A 16,270-nucleotide genomic window follows, 5' to 3' on the forward strand; every position below is an offset into this window, starting at 1 on the left:
TATGGCTCAGGTGAGCCAACCCCCAATCAGGAGCTGCCCCATGGACTTTATCCGCATCATCATCGCCATTCTATTGCCGCCACTGGGTGTGTTTCTGCAGGTCGGGTTCGGCGGCGCGTTCTGGCTGAACATTCTGCTGACGTTGTGCGGTTACATCCCGGGGATCGTGCACGCGGTGTACATCATCGCCAAGCGCTGAGTCTCAGTCCGTCAAACCCATCACTCGCCGGTAGAACCGCCATTCCTGCTCCAGCGCATGGGCCTGGTTGGCGGCCCGGCGGAAGCCGTGGCGTTCGTCGGCGTAGTAATGCGCTTCGACCTCTATACCGTTTTGCTCCAGGGCCGCGACCATGTCGCGGGTCTGTTGCGGCACGACGACGGCGTCCAGCTCACCTTGGAAGAAGATCACCGGTACGCGGATGTTGCCTGCGTGCAGCAACGGCGTGCGGGCGGCGTAGCGTTCGGCGTCCTTCTCTGGATCGCCGATCAGCCAGTCCAGGTAATCGCCTTCGAACTTGTGCGTAGCACGGGCCAGGGCCACCGGGTCGCTGACACCGTACAGACTGGCGCCAGCGCGGAATACCTGATGGAACGCCAGTGCGCACAGCGTCGTGTAACCGCCGGCGCTGCCGCCACGGACAAACGCACGGTCGCCATCGATCATGCCGCGTTCGGCCAGATAGGCCACCACTGCGCAAGCATCCTCTACATCCACCACTCCCCAACTCAGATGCAGGGCCTGTCGATACTCTCGGCCATAGCCGCTGCTGCCTCGGTAGTTGAGATCGGCGACGGCGAACCCGCGTTGTGTCCAGTACTGAATGCGCGGGTCGAGCATCGGGTAGCAGGCCGACGTCGGGCCACCGTGGATGAACACCACCAGCGGCGGTTTCGCATCGCCATTCGTGGCCGGGTAAAAGAATCCGTGTGCTTCACCCGAACCGCTGGGGTAGCGCAGGGTTTGCGGGCGACTGATGCGCTCGGCGGGCAGCGGTGCGACACCGCCGGCCAGAACGTTCACTTCACGCGAATCGCGATCAATGGCGATCACGGCTGAAGGGCTGATCGGTGAGGCGGCAATGCAGTAAATGAACTGATCATCGACAGCCAGATGACGGAAGCGGCTGTAATCACCGGTGAAGTCTTCGCCGTTGAGCGCCAGACGACCGAAACCGCCTTCGCTCCAGCTCGCCAAGAAACCTTCGTCGGTGGGCAGCCAGGTGCAGCCGCCAAGTTGCCATGGGGCTGGAGCGTGATCGGCTTCGGCGCTGGCTAACGGTTGCAAGCCGTTTGCCGACTCGACCCACGGTTGCCAATAACCAGCACGATCGGTCAGACAGCCCAGTCGGCCATCGGCATCGAAACGCGGTTGCTGGATCGACTCTTCAAGGGTTTCACCAGCCACGCAACGCGGGGCGGAAAATCCATTGGACGAGCGCTCGGCGAGCATCAGTCGTGTGGATGTCCACGGCTGATGCGGACGGCTCCACTCGATCCACGCCAGGCGCTGGCCGTCCGGACTGATGATCGGCGACGCGTAAAAATCCGCCCCTTCAACCAGCATTTGGCGGTCGCCATTCGCCAGATCGATAGCCACCAGACGATGGCGATCACCGTTCTCTTCAACGGCCAGCACCTGCCCGTCGGCGTAGTTCAGATCGCCATAACGACACTCGCCAGACGTCAATGCCACGGGCTCGCCATCCAGCGTCTGGCGATACAGCTGCTGATCCGCCTCGTTGACAAAAACCACCCCGTCAGGCGTCAGGCAAAACGCCCCACCGCCATATTCGTACACCCGGCTGCGCACGCTGAAACCCGCGGGCGTCAGACATTTCGCCACGCCATCGCACCAATGCCAGATCCGGCAGGCGGCGTCTGTCGGGCGATATTCATTCCAGAACAAACCCTGGGCGCCGAGCTGCAATTCGGCGAAGTCCACGCCGGCGGCAACCGCGGCGGTGGCGCTGAAAGGCTCAGCCTTTGGCGATGAGGCGCGAGTTTCGTTCATTGCGAAAGGCCAGTTGTTCGATGGTCTGGGTGGCGTGCTCGGCTTCTTCGCGGGCCTTGAGAATCACGCCGTGATGTTCGGACTTGCTGCACACCGGGTCGGCATTGCTCGCGTCGCCGGTGAGCATGAAGGCCTGGCAACGGCAGCCGCCAAAATCCTGTTCTTTTTCGTCGCAGGAGCGGCACGGCTCGGGCATCCAGTCATAACCGCGAAAGCGGTTGAAGCCGAACGAGTCGTACCAGATGTGCTGCATGCTGTGGTCGCGCACATTGGGAAATTGTACCGGCAGCTGTCGGGCGCCATGACAGGGCAGGGCGGTGCCGTCCGGGGTGACTGTCAGAAACAGGCTGCCCCAGCCATTCATGCAGGCTTTCGGGCGTTCTTCGTAATAGTCCGGTGTGACGAAAATCAGCTTGCAGGGATGCCCTTCGGCTTCCAGCTTGGCGCGGTATTCGTTAGTGATGCGTTCGGCGCGGATCAGTTGCTCTTTGGTCGGCAACAGACCGACACGATTGAGCTGCGCCCAGCCGTAAAACTGGCAGGTGGCGAGTTCGACGAAGTCGGCCTCCAGCGCGATGCACAGCTCGATGATGCGGTCGATCTTGTCGATGTTGTGCCGATGGGTGACGAAGTTCAGCACCATCGGATAGCCGTGAGCCTTCACGGCGCGGGCCATTTCCAGTTTCTGCGCGAAGGCCTTTTTCGAGCCGGCGAGCAGGTTATTCACTTGCTCGTCGCTGGCCTGGAAACTGATCTGGATGTGGTCGAGGCCGGCCTTCTTGAAGTCGCTGATCTTCTGTTCGGTCAGGCCGATGCCGGAGGTGATCAGGTTGGTGTAGAAACCCAACTGGCGCGCTTCGTGGATCAGCTCGGCAAGGTCCTGGCGTACCAGCGGTTCGCCACCTGAGAAGCCCAGTTGCGCTGCACCCATCTCCCGCGCTTCGCGGAACACCTTGATCCACTGCTCGGTGCTCAGTTCTTTGCCCTGCTCGGCGAAATCCAGCGGATTGGAGCAGTACGGGCATTGCAGCGGGCAGCGGTAAGTCAGCTCGGCGAGCAGCCACAGCGGCAGGCCGATTTCCGGTTTGGCCGGGACTTGCACCGATGACTCAGGCAAGTTCGATCCAGTGTTGCGCACGGGCAACCTCCATGAATTGCTCGATGTCGTCACCGAGCTCGGGCACGCCGGGAAACTGTTTGTCGAGTTCGGCAATGATTGCCGCGACGTCCCGCTCACCGTCGATCAGGCCGCCGATCAGCGCGGCACTTTCATTGAGCTTGATCATGCCTTCCGGGTACAGCAGCACGTGGCCTTTCTGGGCTGGTTCGTACTGGAAACGGTAGCCGGGACGCCAGGTCGGGGTCTTGCTGCGGTCGAAACTCATAAGGCGATTCCTTTATGCCAGACCCGTTGATCGGTGACGCTGTGATACGGCGGGCGGTTCAGTTCGTAAGCCATGCTCATGGCATCGAGCATGCTCCAAAGAATGTCCAGTTTGAACTGGAGAATTTCCAGCATGCGCTCCTGACCTTCGCGGGTCCTGTAGTGCTCCAGCGTAATCGCCAGACCATGCTCGACATCGCGGCGGGCCTGACCGAGACGGGTGCGGAAATATTCGTAGCCGGCCGGGTCGATCCACGGGTAATGCTGCGGCCAGCTGTCGAGACGCGACTGGTGGATCTGCGGCGCGAACAGTTCGGTCAAAGAGCTGCTGGCAGCTTCCTGCCAACTGGCGCGGCGGGCGAAGTTGACGTAGGCATCGACGGCGAAACGCACGCCGGGCAGCACCAGTTCCTGGGAACGCAATTGATCCGGATCGAGACCGACGGCCTGGCCCAGACGCAGCCAGGCTTCGATGCCGCCGTCCTCACCGGGCGCGCCGTCGTGGTCGAGCAGGCGCTGAATCCATTCGCGGCGGATCTCGCGATCCGGGCAATTGGCGAGGATCGCCGCGTCTTTCAGGGGAATGTTCACCTGATAGTAGAAACGGTTGGCGACCCAGCCCTGAATCTGCTCGCGGGTGGCCCGGCCTTCATACATCGCCACGTGATACGGGTGATGAATGTGGTAATAGGCGCCCTTGGCGCGCAGGGCCGCTTCGAATTCGGCGGGGGACAGCGGGGTGTCGGTCATTGCGGTTCTCCGGGCCATTCGTTACAGGACGATGCTCATGCCGTCATACGCCACTTCAACATTGCGCCGCACCAGCTCCGCGCGCTCCGGCGAGTCCTCATCGAGAATCGGATTGGTGTTGTTGATGTGGATAAGCACCTTGCGCTGCTCGGGAAGCTGTTCCAGCACTTCGAGCATGCCGCCGGGGCCGTTCTGCGCCAGGTGGCCCATTTCGCGGCCGGTGCGTGTGCCGACGCCACGACGCTGCATTTCATCGTCATCCCACATCGTCCCGTCCACCAGCACGCAGTCGCTGCCGGCCATGATTTCCAGCAACGGCGCATCGACCTTGCCCAGGCCTGGCGCATAGAACAGTTTGCCGCCGGTGCTGAGGTCTTCGACGATCAGGCCGATGTTGTCGCCCGGGTGCGGGTCGAAGCGGTGCGGCGAGTAAGGCGGTGCGGCGCTGCGCAGAGGCAGCGGGGTGAAGCGCAGGTTCGGGCACGCGGCGACGGTGAAGCTCTGGTCGAGTTCGATGCGGTTCCAGTCCAGCCCGCCGTTCCAGTGCTTGAGCATGGTAAACAGCGGGAAACCGGTGCTCAGGTCTTCGTGGACCATGTCCGTGCACCAGACCTGATGCGGGCAGCCTTCGCGCAGGCTGAGCAGGCCGGTGGTGTGGTCGATCTGGCTGTCCATCAGGATGATCGCGCTGATGCCGGTATCACGCAGGGCACGGCCCGGTTGCATCGGGGCGAAGCTCTGAAGCTGCGCGCGGATGTCCGGCGAGGCATTGCACAGCACCCAGTTCACGCCGTCATCGGAAATGGCGATGGACGATTGGGTGCGGGCCTGGGCATTCAGGCTGCCGTCGCGAAAGCCTGCGCAGTTGACGCAGTTGCAGTTCCACTGCGGAAAACCGCCACCGGCGGCCGAACCCAGAATCTGGACGAACATGAACGCTCCATCATTTCAACGCTGAAAATAAAACGCCCCGGCGAGCCGAGGCGTTGCACTGCAATGTTCTGCTTGAGGCAGGACTCAGCGGCTGGCGAAGTACATGGTGACTTCGAAGCCGATGCGCAGGTCGGTGTAAGCAGGTTTGGTCCAGGCCATCGGGTGACTCCTTTTTCAGGTGGGTGGGATAGCGCTATCCATAGGTATAGTCCACGGCAGCGCAGGGATGTTCCAAATAGTTAGGTGGCTATGTTACTCAAAATTTCAGGGGGTTTGCCCGTGAATCTTTGAGAAAGCTCCTTGCAGCCCCGGTAATGATCAATTTGCCGCTTGCCACGGTGCGCCCGGCGAAGGGCTGTTGGCCAGGACGTGCCAGCCGCCTTCGGCGCGGATTAAACAGTGTGCGGCGGCCAGCAATGCCTCGCGGTCAAGCTGACTTATGGCATTGCTCAGTTGAATCAGGTAATCCGACGAGTGGCCGGCGAGTTTTGCCTGCCACAGAAGTTCGGCAGCCTCCTTGCCGGACAGGATGCCGGCATCCAGGTGTACGGCGAGGATCTGGCGCTGCTCGACGAGGAAGGCATCATCAATGTTTTCGACCAGCGCGGGGATGCCTTCGATGAACTGTTGAACGTGATCGAGCAGTTGCGCGGGAGTGGCGGTCGGCGATTGCACGCCGAACTGCCATCCACCTTGACCGTGTACCTGTCTGAAAGCACTGAACACCGCGTATCCCAGTTGCAATTCACCTCGTAGCCGCTGATAGAACGGCGTGTGGCACAGGTGCGCAAGGAAGCGCCACGCGGCTTCGCTGGGAATGTCCGGTCTGGCGGTCGGGCAGAACAGCAGTAATGCGTGTTCGCTGGAGGCGGTGTCGAACTGATCCCAGCGAAGTTGTGCGTGGAATGCCGGCAGGGTTGGTAATTCATTGGATGGCTTGCTGGGAATGCGGCTCAGGGCCAGTCCCATGGCCGATTGGGTGTGGGCATCGAGACCCAGCGCCAGACCATCCCAACGGGAAGTTGTCCACAGCTGCTTGGCATCATCGGATTGCGCAACCACGGGCAGGCAACGCTCGGGCCATGCCTTGAGCAATTGACGGATCAGCATCGACGGCACTGGCGGCTCACCGCTTGGCGAGTCGGCATCGACCTGCGTCAGATATTTCAGCGCATGTTCCAGCACTACGGGCAGCGTGTCCTGCAGGCCGGTCAATTTCAGCAGCCACTGATTACCCGTAGTGCTGAAGGACAACTCCACCCCGGCCTGACGCGCGTCGTCAGACACTTCCCGCAGGCTGCGTTGCAGTTTCGCTTGCAGCTCGGCCGTGGCCGCCGCTTCCGTCTGCCAGCGCACATACACCGCGCCTTCGTCGCCGTTATCCGGGAGCGCCTGGCTGAATTGCATCGACGAGCGTTCGCGGCGGCTGCGCGAGCGATCCTGAGCGAATGTGCGCAGGCCTCGGTGGGCGCTGGTCTGGCCGCGGATCAGACCGGCGTTGGCCAGCGGCTCGGCTGCGCGCAGAAGCGGGTTGGCAGCGGGCAGATGCCAGTGACTGCTGAAGTTATCCACAGTGCCGATTTTGCCGAGAATTACTTTGAGCGCCGTAACGGCCGCGTCGGACAGGCCGCTCTCGAGTTGTTCGCTGTCGAGTCGCGCCCGTTGCAGCGCGCCGCTGACCTGCTGCTGACGCTGAAACTGTGCCGAATATTCCTCCCGCAAAGTTGGCCAGTCCTGCTGGGCTGCGAAGAAGCTCAACCAGTCGAGAAACTGTGCGCGGATGGCGTCGAGTGGACCGGATGGCGTCGTGAATTGAAGGTGCAGCAAAGCTTGCTCGGCAAACTGATACAGGACACAGGCCTGCAAACCTTCCGCCAGACCCTGCTGCTGCAAATGGGCGAGCAAGCCACCGGGTTTGGCGCTGTTCAACCAGTGGCAGAGAAACGCCAGCGCTTCGGCTGACGACTCCGGTAACTCCTCCAACGCAAACAGCAGATTGCCGCGATGCTCGCCGGCCTGTTGATAACTTTCCTGCGCGTTACCCATCAAGCGTACGGGGGCTGCCTGTGCAGTTTTATCCCCAGGCGTCAGCGTGGCGGCAAACTGTTCGGCCAGCGTGCGTAGCTCTTCAACACTCTGCGGCCCGACCAGGCTCAGGGTCATCTGCCCGGTGCGGTAGAACTGCTGGTGGAAGTCTTTCAATGCCTGTTGAAAGTCCGCTTGCTCCACCGGCAGGCTGTCGCGGTTTCCGGCGTGGAAACCGCGCAACGGATGTTCCGCTGACAACCCTTCGAACAGCGCTTCTTTCTGCTGAGCCGCAGCATCCTGCGTCCACGCGACAAACTCCGCCTGCAACACTTCCCGCTCCCGCAACTGATCGTCCGGATTCATACGCGGATGGGCGAGCATGTCTGACAGACGCTCCAGCCCGGCGCTGAAGGACGCTGGCGGCAATTCAAAGAAGAAATCGGTGGTGCGCTCGCGGGTGCTGGCATTCACCTGGCCGCCGTGACCTTGCACGTAGGCCATCAGCCCTTGCTGTGCAGGAAATCGCGCGGTGCCGAGAAACAGCAGATGCTCAAGGAAGTGCGCCAGCCCCGGCCATGCCAACGGCACGTCATGACTGCCGGCCGCCACTCGCAACGCAGCGGCGCTGCGCTTCAGGCCGGGCACGTGACGCAGGGTCACGCGCAAGCCGTTGGCCAGGGTTTCGGTGTGGGGGCGAGGGTGAGTCGGCGCAGGCATGGGCACTTCCAGAACAGTGAAGTGCCAATGCTAGCGGATTAGCGCTTGTTGAGCGCGTCGTAAAGTTCGGGACGGCGGTCGTTGAAGTAACGGTTGGCGCTACGGGAGTCGACCATCAACTGGCGATCCAGCTCACCGACGATCAGTGCTTCATCCAATCCTGCCTGGGCGATGCGGCTGCCATCCGGCGCGGCGATGCTGCTTTGCCCGCAGTAATGGATGTCGCCCTCGTGGCCGCAGTAGTTGGCGTACGCCACGTAGCACTGGTTTTCGAAAGCCCGGGAGCGCACGGAGACGTCGGCAATGAAATCGAAAGGAATCATGTTCGCTGTCGGCACCAGAATCAGCTCGGCACCTTCAAGGGCCAGGCGCCGGGCATTTTCCGGGAACTCCAGGTCGTAGCAGATCAGGAACCCGAGCTTCCAGCCGTTGAGCTCGACGATGGGAAACTCGCCATCGCCGGCGCTGAACATCGAACGATCCAGATCGCCGAACAGATGCGTCTTGCGGTAATTGCACAGGCGCTCGCCGTTTGAGTCGATCAACTGCACGGCGTTGTAGATCTGTCCTTCGGCGGTGCGCTCAGGGTAACCGTAAAGAATCGCCAGGCCGGCAGCCTTGGCGATCCGTCCTACTTGCTGCGCCCACTCACCGTTGTAGACCTCGGCCAATGTCGCGACTGCCTCCTTGCCGATGTTGTAGCCGGTCAAGAACATCTCCGGCACCACCAGCAGATCGGCGCCTTTGGCCTCCATCGCCAGTTGATGCAGGCGCTGAAGGTTGGCGGCGGGTTCCAGTGGCAGCGGTGGACATTGGTAAAGGGCTACACGCATCGGGGATTCCTCTTACTCGGGCAGGGCGATCGGGCCGATGTCTTTGAACACATCGCCCGGGCCGGGGTTCTCTTTATGTGTGGACCCGCCGAAGTGCTTCATGATTCCCCACACCGCGTTGAGCGACGTTTGCACCGCGCCTTCAACCCAGGCCGGCGTCCACGACACGTCGTCACCGGCGATGAAAATCCCGCGCTGCTCCGGCGGCATGTCGTCCTGCATGAAGTGCGCGTACATGCGCTGGTTGTAGCGATAGTGACCGGGCAGGGCGCCCTTGAACGCGCCGAGGAAGTGCGGGTCGGCTTCCCAGGACACAGTGATCGGATCGCCGATGATCCGCGCGGCGATGTCGACCTTCGGGTAGATCTTCTTCAGCGCATCCAGCGCCAGTTTCACGCGTTTTTCCACCGGGTGCGGGAGCATCTTCAACGCGTCGCTCATCCACGAGTACGACAGGCAGATCACGCCGGGTTTGTCGTCGCCGTTGTCGAACAGGTAAGTGCCACGGGTCAGGCGATCAGTGAGGGTCATGCTCATCAGGTCGCGGCCGGTTTCCGGATCCTTGTCCTTCCAGAACGGGCGGTCGACCATCACGAAGGTCTTCGACGATTGCATGTAGCGAGTGCGGTCCAGCGCCATCCACATCTTCTGCGAGAACAGGCTTTCGTCGCATTCGATCTGGGTGGTCAGCAGCCAGCTCTGGCAGGTGGTGAGTACGGCGGCGTATTCGCGGGTGTCGCCGTTGTTGTCGGTGACTGCGAAACGTCCGTCAGGCGCGTGGGCGATTTTCTTTACCCCGGAGCGCGGGGCGCCGTGGTGCAGCGATTTCAGGCTGGTGCCTTGCGGCCAGTGTACGCAGCGTTCCGGCGCATGGCGCCAGATGCCTTGTGGCACTTGTTCCACACCGCCGACCACCAGATGCTGGTGATCGTCGCAGTTGGTCATCACCACACGGAAGATTTCCAGCATCGAGTTGGGGAAATCCGAGTCCCAGCCGCCGGTGCCGAAACCGACCTGACCGAACACTTCGCGGTGATGGAACGACAGTTTGGCGAAGGCTTTCGATGTGGCAACGAAATCGTAGAACGTGCGGTCGTCCCACAGCGGTACGAGGGTGTTCCACAGTTCTTTGAGGCGTGGCACGTCACGGTCGCGGATCGCCTGCTGGATATCGGCGAACTGTGAGCCGGCCTCCAGAGCATCGGCCCAGGCGTCAGCCACTTCCTGGAACAGTGCAGGAAGATCCTTCAGGCTCTGTGCGTAATGGGTTTTGCCTTCCAGGTCGATCACGGTGCTGCCGGAGGCCGGCGTCAGCGGGTTGGGGAAGGGCTTGGTCTCGAGGCCGAGTTTGTCGACGTAGTGATAGAACGCGGTGGAGGACACCGGGAAGCGCATGCCGCCGAGCTCGGCGACGATGCCGTCGGTACCGTTGAACGCTTGCGAACGCAGGCGTCCACCAAGCTTCGAGGCCTCATAAACGACCGGCTTCAAGCCGAGCTTCATCAGCTCGTAAGCCGCCACCAGACCCGCGATGCCGGCCCCGACGATGGCCACTTCGGCCCCGTGGTTATGCTCGGGAATGCTGCCCAGACCGGCCGGGTGTTCGATCCAGTCGTCGAAGGCGAAAGGAAAGTCCGGGCCGAAAATGGTGACGGGTTTCTTACCGTCTGCAGGATGGCGATTGTTCTTGTTCATGGCTGACCTTGCTGGCGACCCGACGCTGGATGCGCGTCTGAGTATAGGAAAAGATGCCAGCCATTCTAGGGAGCGTAGAACACGTTAATAAGACGCAATGTGTCGTCGTTTTGAACGTTAGTGCTGCAATATGACGAAAGTAGTGATCAAACTGGATGCCCGCGATCAATCTTGCTGCTGAGGATGATCGAAGTTGTGGTCTTCTCCACGCCGTCTACGCTGCCGATCTGATCCAGAAGCTGATCGAGCTGCTCCGGGGAATCGGTTCGCAGCCAGGCTACGTAATCAAATTCACCACTCACCGCGCACAATTGCTGTACCTGGGCCATCGCGCTCAACCGGCGCAGCACCTCTTTGCCGGAGCGTGGCTGCACTTTGATCCCGACGTAAGCCTGCAATCCGCCGTCCACCACGCGCTGACCCAGACGCACACCATACCCGGTGATGACCTTGGCCTTTTCCAGTCGCGCCAATCGCGAAGTCACGGTGGTGCGGGCGATCCCCAATTGCCGCGCCAGCATCGCCACGCTTTCGCGGGCGTTGATTTGCAGGGCAGCGATCAACTGGCGGTCGATTTCATCGAGCACGGGTGGGCGGATGTCGGACAAGGGGCGTCTCCATGGGCGCGGATCTTTGGCTGCGCATGTTACAGGCTCGGCCGGCGGTAAGCTTGTGGGCGACACTCGCGCGGTTTTCCATAGGAACTGTCTTGATATCAGACGCTGGCAAATGCCTCGCGAAACCGTCGCATGTCGTCTTCCGTGCCAACGCTGACCCGAATCCAGGTCGGCCACTCTTTCCATACCCGGCCTACCTTTACCCGGCGATCGGCCAACGCCTGCACCACCTCCGTGGCAGGACGTTTCACGTCGACCATGAAGCAGTTGGCCTGCGACACCGTGCAGCGAAAACCACGAGCGGCCAGCCAGCTGATCGTCTCGTCACGCAGCTTCGTGTTGGTGTGCTTGCGTTGTGGCAGCAACTGCGTGTCCTCGAGACTGGCTATGCCGCCCAAAAGTGACGGAGCCGCCGGCACGTTATAGTTGCCGAACACCTCCAGTTGCTCCAGCAGGGTCGGGTTGGCTATCGCGATACCAAGGCGAGCGCCCGCCATGCCATAGATTTTCGAGAAGGTTCGCAGCACCATCAGTTCGGGATGGTCCTTGACCAACGGGATGCAGGTTGGCGCATTCGAGAAGTCGATATAGGCCTCGTCCACCAACAGAATCGTTCCCTTTGGCTTGTTCGCCAGCGCGAGCAGGATATCTGCGTGGGGCGTCACCGTACCGGTCGGATTATTCGGATTGCAGACGTAGATCAGTCCCGCCTGCGGGTCGGCCGCCAACATGCGTGGCAGATCATGGGCGTGATCAGGATTCAGCGCTATTTCGTGGACCGCGACCTGGCTGCCACGCGCCGCCTCGACAGGGTCTTCATAAGAGGGCGACGCGACGACCAGGCTGCCCCGTCGAGTGAAGGCGTGAACCGCATGCTGCAAGGCCATTTTGGAGCCGCAGAAGGTCTGAACATACTCCTCCGGTATGCCTTGTTGGCGGGCAAATAGAGCGTTGAGTCGGTACTGGATCTTGTAGGGATAACGCCCGCACAGTGCAATGCCTTCCTGCATCGCCTGTCGGGCGGTGAGTGCCGGTCCCCAGGGGCTCTCGTTGAAATTGATCAGTACCTCATCGCCGGGTACCGGTGCCGGTACATCCTGACGTTGCGCCTGTCCCCAGGATGACTGCGCGAGCAGGGGGAGTGCTGCGGCGATTCCCATGAGCGAGCGGCGAGTGACATCAACCATAAAAATTCCTTTTTCGAATCATCAGATGTGCCTCGGCTTTGGGTGCCAGGACAAAAGTGTAACGAAATGGTTAGTTGTCGATTTAAACAGGCACGAGGCAAGCCTTGTTCACGCTTTCGGAAGTCGCATGTTTTGAGGGAGATGGAACGACTGCCCCCGGGCCGGAATGGCAGAAACGAAAAAGCCGCGCGAATGCGCGGCTTTTTCATGTTTGGTGGGCCCACACGGACTTGAACCGTGGACCAAAGGATTATGAGTCCTCTGCTCTAACCAACTGAGCTATAGGCCCTCAGTAGGCCGCGGATTATAGCGACGGTTTCTCGGCTGTGCTATCCGAAAAATCTGATACGGCTATACGAAGAAACGTCGCGGCGAACTCTTCTGGTGGCAGCGGCAGGCTGACGATGTAGCCCTGGATCTGTTCGCAGCCTTCGGCGGCGAGGAACTGTTGTTGGGCCTGGGTTTCCACGCCTTCGGCAATTACTGTGAATTGCATGCTGCGGCCCAGGGCGATGATGGCGCGGACAATCGCCGCGTCGTGCGGGTCATCGGGCAGGCCGCGCACGAAAGACTGGTCGATCTTGAGGATGTCCAGCGGCAGGCGCTTGAGGTAACTCAGCGAGGAATAACCGGTGCCGAAGTCATCAATGGCCAGTTGCACGCCGAGGTGTTTGAGCTGGTGCAGCACTGCCAGCGCCTCTTCAGCCTGGCTCATGATGAAGTTTTCGGTAATTTCCAGTTGCAGTAATTCCGGTTGCAGGCGGTTGTCCTTGAGCAGTTGCTCGATGCGTCCCAGCAGGTTCGGTTGGCGCAGTTGTGCGCCGGCGAGGTTCACCGACAGCGGGCCGAGGGATTCATAGATCTGGCCCCACTCGAACATTTGCCGGCACGCGGTTTCCAGCACCCAGTCGCCGATTTGCAGAATCATGCCGTTCTCTTCTGCCAGCGGAATGAAATGCTCTGGCGGCACTTCGCCGAAGTTCGGGTGGCGCCAGCGGATCAGGGCTTCGGCGCCGACCAGATTGTGATCGTCGAGGCTGATTTTCGGCTGGTAATAAAGGTACAACTCCTCGCGCTCGATGGCCCGGCGAAGTTCGTGTTCCAGTGCTACGCGTTCGCTGGCCTGGGCGGTGAGGTCGCGGGTGTAGCTTTCGACCCGGTTGCGGCCCTTGGCCTTGGAGCGGTACATCGCCGCGTCTGCGTTCTTGATCAGGGTCGCGACATCGCAGCCGTCGCGCGGGTAAAGGCTGGTGCCGATGCTGGCGCTGATGAAGAACTCATGCTCGCCGGCCTGGAACGGCGCGCCAAAGCAGTTCAGAAGTTTGGTGGCGATGTTGTCGGCATCGCCGGGTTGCTGCAGGCCGGGCAGCAGAATGATGAATTCGTCGCCCCCCAGCCGCGCGACGGTGTCGATGTCTCGCAGTTGCTCCTTGAGGCGTACGGCGATGCCCTTGAGCAGCAAATCGCCGACCGGGTGACCGAGGCTGTCGTTGATGTGTTTGAAACGGTCGAGGTCGAGGAACAACACCGCGCCCTGGCCGCCGTTTTCCTGCTGACTGTTGAGTGCCATCAACAGGCGGCTTTCGAACAGCGTGCGGTTTGGCAGGCCTGTGAGCGGGTCGTGATGGGCCTGGTAGTCGAGTTTGGCCTGGGCGTGCTTCAGGCTGGAGATATCGGCGAACACCGCGACGAAGTGGGTGATGAACTTGTCGCGGTTGCGCACGGCGCTGATGGTCAGCCAGCTCGGGTAGAGCTCACCGTTCTTGCGCCGGTTGGAGATTTCGCCCTGCCAGTGGCCTTCGTCGGTCAATTGATGCCACATCGCCGCGTAAAACGCGCTGTCGTGCAGGCCGGAGGCCAGCAGGCGCGGAGTGTGACCCAGTGCTTCGCTTTCGCTGTAACCGGTGATTTCGGTGAAGGCGCGGTTCACGGCACTGATATGTTGCTGGGTGTCGGTGATCAGCACGCCTTCGGCAGTGCTCTCGAACACGGTCGCAGCTTGCTGCAGTTTTTCCTGCATCAAGTGGCGTTCGGTGATGTCCCGGGCGATGGTCAGCATGCAGTCTTCGTCGCCGATCGGCAGTGGACGGCTGGACACTTCGCAAAGGCGGATCTGCCCGTCGCTGCGGCGGATGTGGCAGCTGAAGTCGCGAACGAACCCGTCGCGGTGCAGCAGATCGAGCATTTGCTTGCGTTCGTTGAGGTTGACCCAGATGCCCAGGTCCAGCGCCGAGCGATCCACCGACATGGCGCTGTTGAAACCGGTGATGCGACTGAAACCTTCGTTGACCTCCAGCAGCAGGCCATCGCTCTGGCGCGACAGCAGCAGACCGTCCGGCGAGGCGTGGAAGGCCTTGGCGAACTTCTCTTCGGAGGTTTGCAGTTGCTGCTGGGTTTCCTTGAGCTGGGTGATGTCGCGCACCACCACGACCAGCGCCGGTGTGGTGTCGAGCTCGAAGGGTTCTGCGGAAATCAGCCCGGTGAACACCTGACCATTGTTGCGGCGAAAGGGCATCTCCAGGTTGCGAATGCTGCCGGCCTGCAGTCGCTGAAGCAGGCCGGGACCAACACCGGGAATGCCCCAGATGTTGAGTTCGGTGGCGGTCTGGCCGATGACTTCTTCGGCCTTGAGCCCGATCTGTTCCTCAAAGGCTTCGTTGACCTCCAGCAGGCAGCCGTCGGAGAGCCGTGCAATGACCAGGATGTCCGGGCATTGCTGGAATACCGACGCGAACTTCTGTTCCGACAGGCGCAGCGCCTCTTCAGTGCGTTTGGTTTCACTGATGTCGATCATCAGACCGCGCATCACCGGTTCGTGGCCGTGTTCGATCAGGCTGACGATGTCGCGCACCCACAGGCAGCGGCCGTCAGCGGTGATCACCCGGTAATCGAGGCTGTGGTCGCGTCCAGCCAAGACTTCGTGATCGCAGAAGCTCTGGGCGCGGGTCAGATCCGCCGGGTGAATGATGTTGCGCCAGAAGCCCGGAATCAGCCAGTGAGACAGCGGATAACCGAGCAGATCTTCGGCGTGGGGCGAAACATAGCTGTAGGTGAAGTCACTGATCCGCGCTTCCCAGGCGATGGCCGAAAGACTCTCCACCAGTCCGCGATAGTGGTATTCGCTACTGCGCAGTTCCTGTTCGAGGTCGATACGCCGGGCGATTTCCGAACTGAGGCGGCGGTTGATGCGGATCACCACCGCCAGCACGATGACCAGAAGCGAGAGCCCCGGTACACCGTAAACCAGCAGATCGGACCAGAATGTCCGGTGATCGAGGACGTTGCCCACCCAATGTTCCTGAATGCTGCTGATTTCCTCCGGGGACATATCGGCAAGCACCTTGTCCAGAATCCCCACCAGCATTTTGTTGTCCCGAGGGACGCCCATCGCCAGTTGGTAGCGATAAGGGGTTTCGCCGCTGACATACAATCCATCCAGTTTGAGCTGACGCAGGCTCCAGACGCTGGAGGCCAGATCGCCGACCACGGCGTCCACTTCATCTGTGGCCAATGCTTGCAACGCAGAGCTGACGTTGGGCATCGCCACCAGGTTCAGGTCGGGATGATGGGTGCGCAGCAGTTCGTGGGGCGCGTAGTTTTCCACTACGGCGATTTTCAGGCCGTAAAGCTCCTCGAGCTTGCGCGGTTGCGGGCCGCCGACGTGGGCGAGGATGACGATCGGAAAGTCAAGATAAGGGCGGGTGAACGACAGGTAGCTCTGGCGTTCCGGGGTGGACATGATGCCCGGCAACAGGTCGATCTTGCCGTTTTTCGCCTGTTCGAGCACTACGGTCCAGCTCACCGGCTCAATGGGCGTGAGTTTGATCGCCAGGCGTTGGCGAATCACATCGATATAGTCCGCCGCCAGGCCCTGGTAGCGATTCTGGTCGTCGCGGAACTCGAAGGGCGGCCACGATGCATCGACACCCAGGCGCAGGTCCGGGTGAGCCGCCAGCCAGCTACGTTCTTCATCGGTCAGAGTCAGCGCGTCAGCCGTTGCGGTCCAGATCATCAGTGGCAGCAAAAAAAGCACGGACGCCAGTCTGGGCATAACGGTCTCGTTATGGCTCGGGGGGAATGTTTCGAGTGTAGACGGGCTGTGCGCGGGGGAGGGC

13 protein-coding genes and 1 tRNA gene are annotated in these 16,270 nt (G+C 61.2%); 1 reads left to right on the top strand and 13 read right to left on the bottom strand.

Annotated elements, in window-relative coordinates:
• Window positions 1-40: 40 nt before the first annotated feature.
• Window positions 41-199, top strand: a complete 159-nt coding sequence (locus ACTJK9_RS07000; protein ID WP_003228885.1) for a YqaE/Pmp3 family membrane protein — start codon at window positions 41-43, stop codon at window positions 197-199.
• 3 nt (window positions 200-202) lie between these two features.
• Here the strand turns inward: ACTJK9_RS07000 and ACTJK9_RS07005 are convergent, their stop codons facing one another.
• From ACTJK9_RS07005 to ACTJK9_RS07065, 13 genes are all read right to left on the bottom strand, one after another.
• Window positions 203-2,011: a S9 family peptidase gene (locus ACTJK9_RS07005; RefSeq protein WP_440813080.1), complete on the bottom strand. Its 1,809-nt coding sequence runs from the start codon at window positions 2,009-2,011 to the stop codon at window positions 203-205.
• Complete coding sequence (gene pqqE, locus ACTJK9_RS07010; RefSeq protein ID WP_440813083.1) at window positions 1,977-3,149, bottom strand: pyrroloquinoline quinone biosynthesis protein PqqE; 1,173 nt, start codon at window positions 3,147-3,149, stop codon at window positions 1,977-1,979. The genes ACTJK9_RS07005 and pqqE overlap by 35 nt, the downstream gene beginning before the upstream one ends.
• The gene (gene pqqD, locus ACTJK9_RS07015) at window positions 3,121-3,396 is read right to left on the bottom strand and encodes a pyrroloquinoline quinone biosynthesis peptide chaperone PqqD (protein ID WP_095195887.1); all 276 of its coding nucleotides are present in this window, start codon (window positions 3,394-3,396) and stop codon (window positions 3,121-3,123) included. Before pqqD ends, pqqE begins: the two co-directional genes overlap by 29 nt.
• Window positions 3,393-4,145, bottom strand: coding sequence for a pyrroloquinoline-quinone synthase PqqC (gene pqqC, locus ACTJK9_RS07020; RefSeq protein ID WP_064599869.1), 753 nt, complete (start codon window positions 4,143-4,145; stop codon window positions 3,393-3,395). The genes pqqD and pqqC overlap by 4 nt, the downstream gene beginning before the upstream one ends.
• 21 nt (window positions 4,146-4,166) lie before the next feature.
• Window positions 4,167-5,078 (bottom strand): pyrroloquinoline quinone biosynthesis protein PqqB, encoded by a 912-nt coding sequence (pqqB, locus tag ACTJK9_RS07025; RefSeq protein ID WP_007959878.1) that lies wholly within the window; start codon window positions 5,076-5,078, stop codon window positions 4,167-4,169.
• A gap of 84 nt (window positions 5,079-5,162) precedes the next feature.
• Window positions 5,163-5,237, bottom strand: a complete 75-nt coding sequence (gene pqqA / locus ACTJK9_RS07030; protein WP_003444522.1) for a pyrroloquinoline quinone precursor peptide PqqA — start codon at window positions 5,235-5,237, stop codon at window positions 5,163-5,165.
• A gap of 159 nt (window positions 5,238-5,396) precedes the next feature.
• Window positions 5,397-7,823: a pyrroloquinoline quinone biosynthesis protein PqqF gene (gene pqqF / locus ACTJK9_RS07035; protein ID WP_440813087.1), complete on the bottom strand. Its 2,427-nt coding sequence runs from the start codon at window positions 7,821-7,823 to the stop codon at window positions 5,397-5,399.
• 38 nt (window positions 7,824-7,861) lie between these two features.
• Window positions 7,862-8,656, bottom strand: coding sequence for a carbon-nitrogen hydrolase family protein (locus ACTJK9_RS07040; protein ID WP_085646887.1), 795 nt, complete (start codon window positions 8,654-8,656; stop codon window positions 7,862-7,864).
• A gap of 12 nt (window positions 8,657-8,668) precedes the next feature.
• Window positions 8,669-10,351: a flavin monoamine oxidase family protein gene (locus ACTJK9_RS07045; protein WP_064599862.1), complete on the bottom strand. Its 1,683-nt coding sequence runs from the start codon at window positions 10,349-10,351 to the stop codon at window positions 8,669-8,671.
• Window positions 10,352-10,497: 146 nt separating this feature from the next.
• The gene (locus tag ACTJK9_RS07050; RefSeq protein WP_064599860.1) at window positions 10,498-10,959 is read right to left on the bottom strand and encodes an Lrp/AsnC family transcriptional regulator; all 462 of its coding nucleotides are present in this window, start codon (window positions 10,957-10,959) and stop codon (window positions 10,498-10,500) included.
• A gap of 107 nt (window positions 10,960-11,066) precedes the next feature.
• On the bottom strand, window positions 11,067-12,155 hold the full coding sequence (gene ptaA / locus ACTJK9_RS07055; protein WP_085612940.1) for a pyoverdine biosynthesis transaminase PtaA: 1,089 nt from the start codon (window positions 12,153-12,155) through the stop codon (window positions 11,067-11,069).
• A gap of 212 nt (window positions 12,156-12,367) precedes the next feature.
• Window positions 12,368-12,444, bottom strand: a tRNA-Ile gene (locus ACTJK9_RS07060).
• Window positions 12,445-12,459: 15 nt separating this feature from the next.
• Window positions 12,460-16,206 (bottom strand): bifunctional diguanylate cyclase/phosphodiesterase, encoded by a 3,747-nt coding sequence (locus ACTJK9_RS07065; RefSeq protein WP_440813092.1) that lies wholly within the window; start codon window positions 16,204-16,206, stop codon window positions 12,460-12,462.
• Between the last annotated feature and the right edge of the window lie 64 nt (window positions 16,207-16,270).

The organism is Pseudomonas sp. 22082 (genome assembly GCF_052046055.1).
GTDB classification, from domain to species: Bacteria; Pseudomonadota; Gammaproteobacteria; order Pseudomonadales; family Pseudomonadaceae; genus Aquipseudomonas; species Aquipseudomonas pharyngis.

Coding starts and splice junctions, on each gene's coding strand:
- pqqF (WP_440813087.1), bottom strand. CDS start 7,823: ATGCCTGCGCCGACTCACCCTCGCCCCCACACCGAAACCCTGGCCAAC.
- pqqD (WP_095195887.1), bottom strand. CDS start 3,396: ATGAGTTTCGACCGCAGCAAGACCCCGACCTGGCGTCCCGGCTACCGT.
- ACTJK9_RS07045 (WP_064599862.1), bottom strand. CDS start 10,351: ATGAACAAGAACAATCGCCATCCTGCAGACGGTAAGAAACCCGTCACC.
- ACTJK9_RS07065 (WP_440813092.1), bottom strand. CDS start 16,206: ATGCCCAGACTGGCGTCCGTGCTTTTTTTGCTGCCACTGATGATCTGG.
- ptaA (WP_085612940.1), bottom strand. CDS start 12,155: ATGGTTGATGTCACTCGCCGCTCGCTCATGGGAATCGCCGCAGCACTC.
- ACTJK9_RS07040 (WP_085646887.1), bottom strand. CDS start 8,656: ATGCGTGTAGCCCTTTACCAATGTCCACCGCTGCCACTGGAACCCGCC.
- pqqC (WP_064599869.1), bottom strand. CDS start 4,145: ATGACCGACACCCCGCTGTCCCCCGCCGAATTCGAAGCGGCCCTGCGC.
- ACTJK9_RS07005 (WP_440813080.1), bottom strand. CDS start 2,011: ATGAACGAAACTCGCGCCTCATCGCCAAAGGCTGAGCCTTTCAGCGCC.
- ACTJK9_RS07000 (WP_003228885.1), top strand. CDS start 41: ATGGACTTTATCCGCATCATCATCGCCATTCTATTGCCGCCACTGGGT.
- pqqB (WP_007959878.1), bottom strand. CDS start 5,078: ATGTTCGTCCAGATTCTGGGTTCGGCCGCCGGTGGCGGTTTTCCGCAG.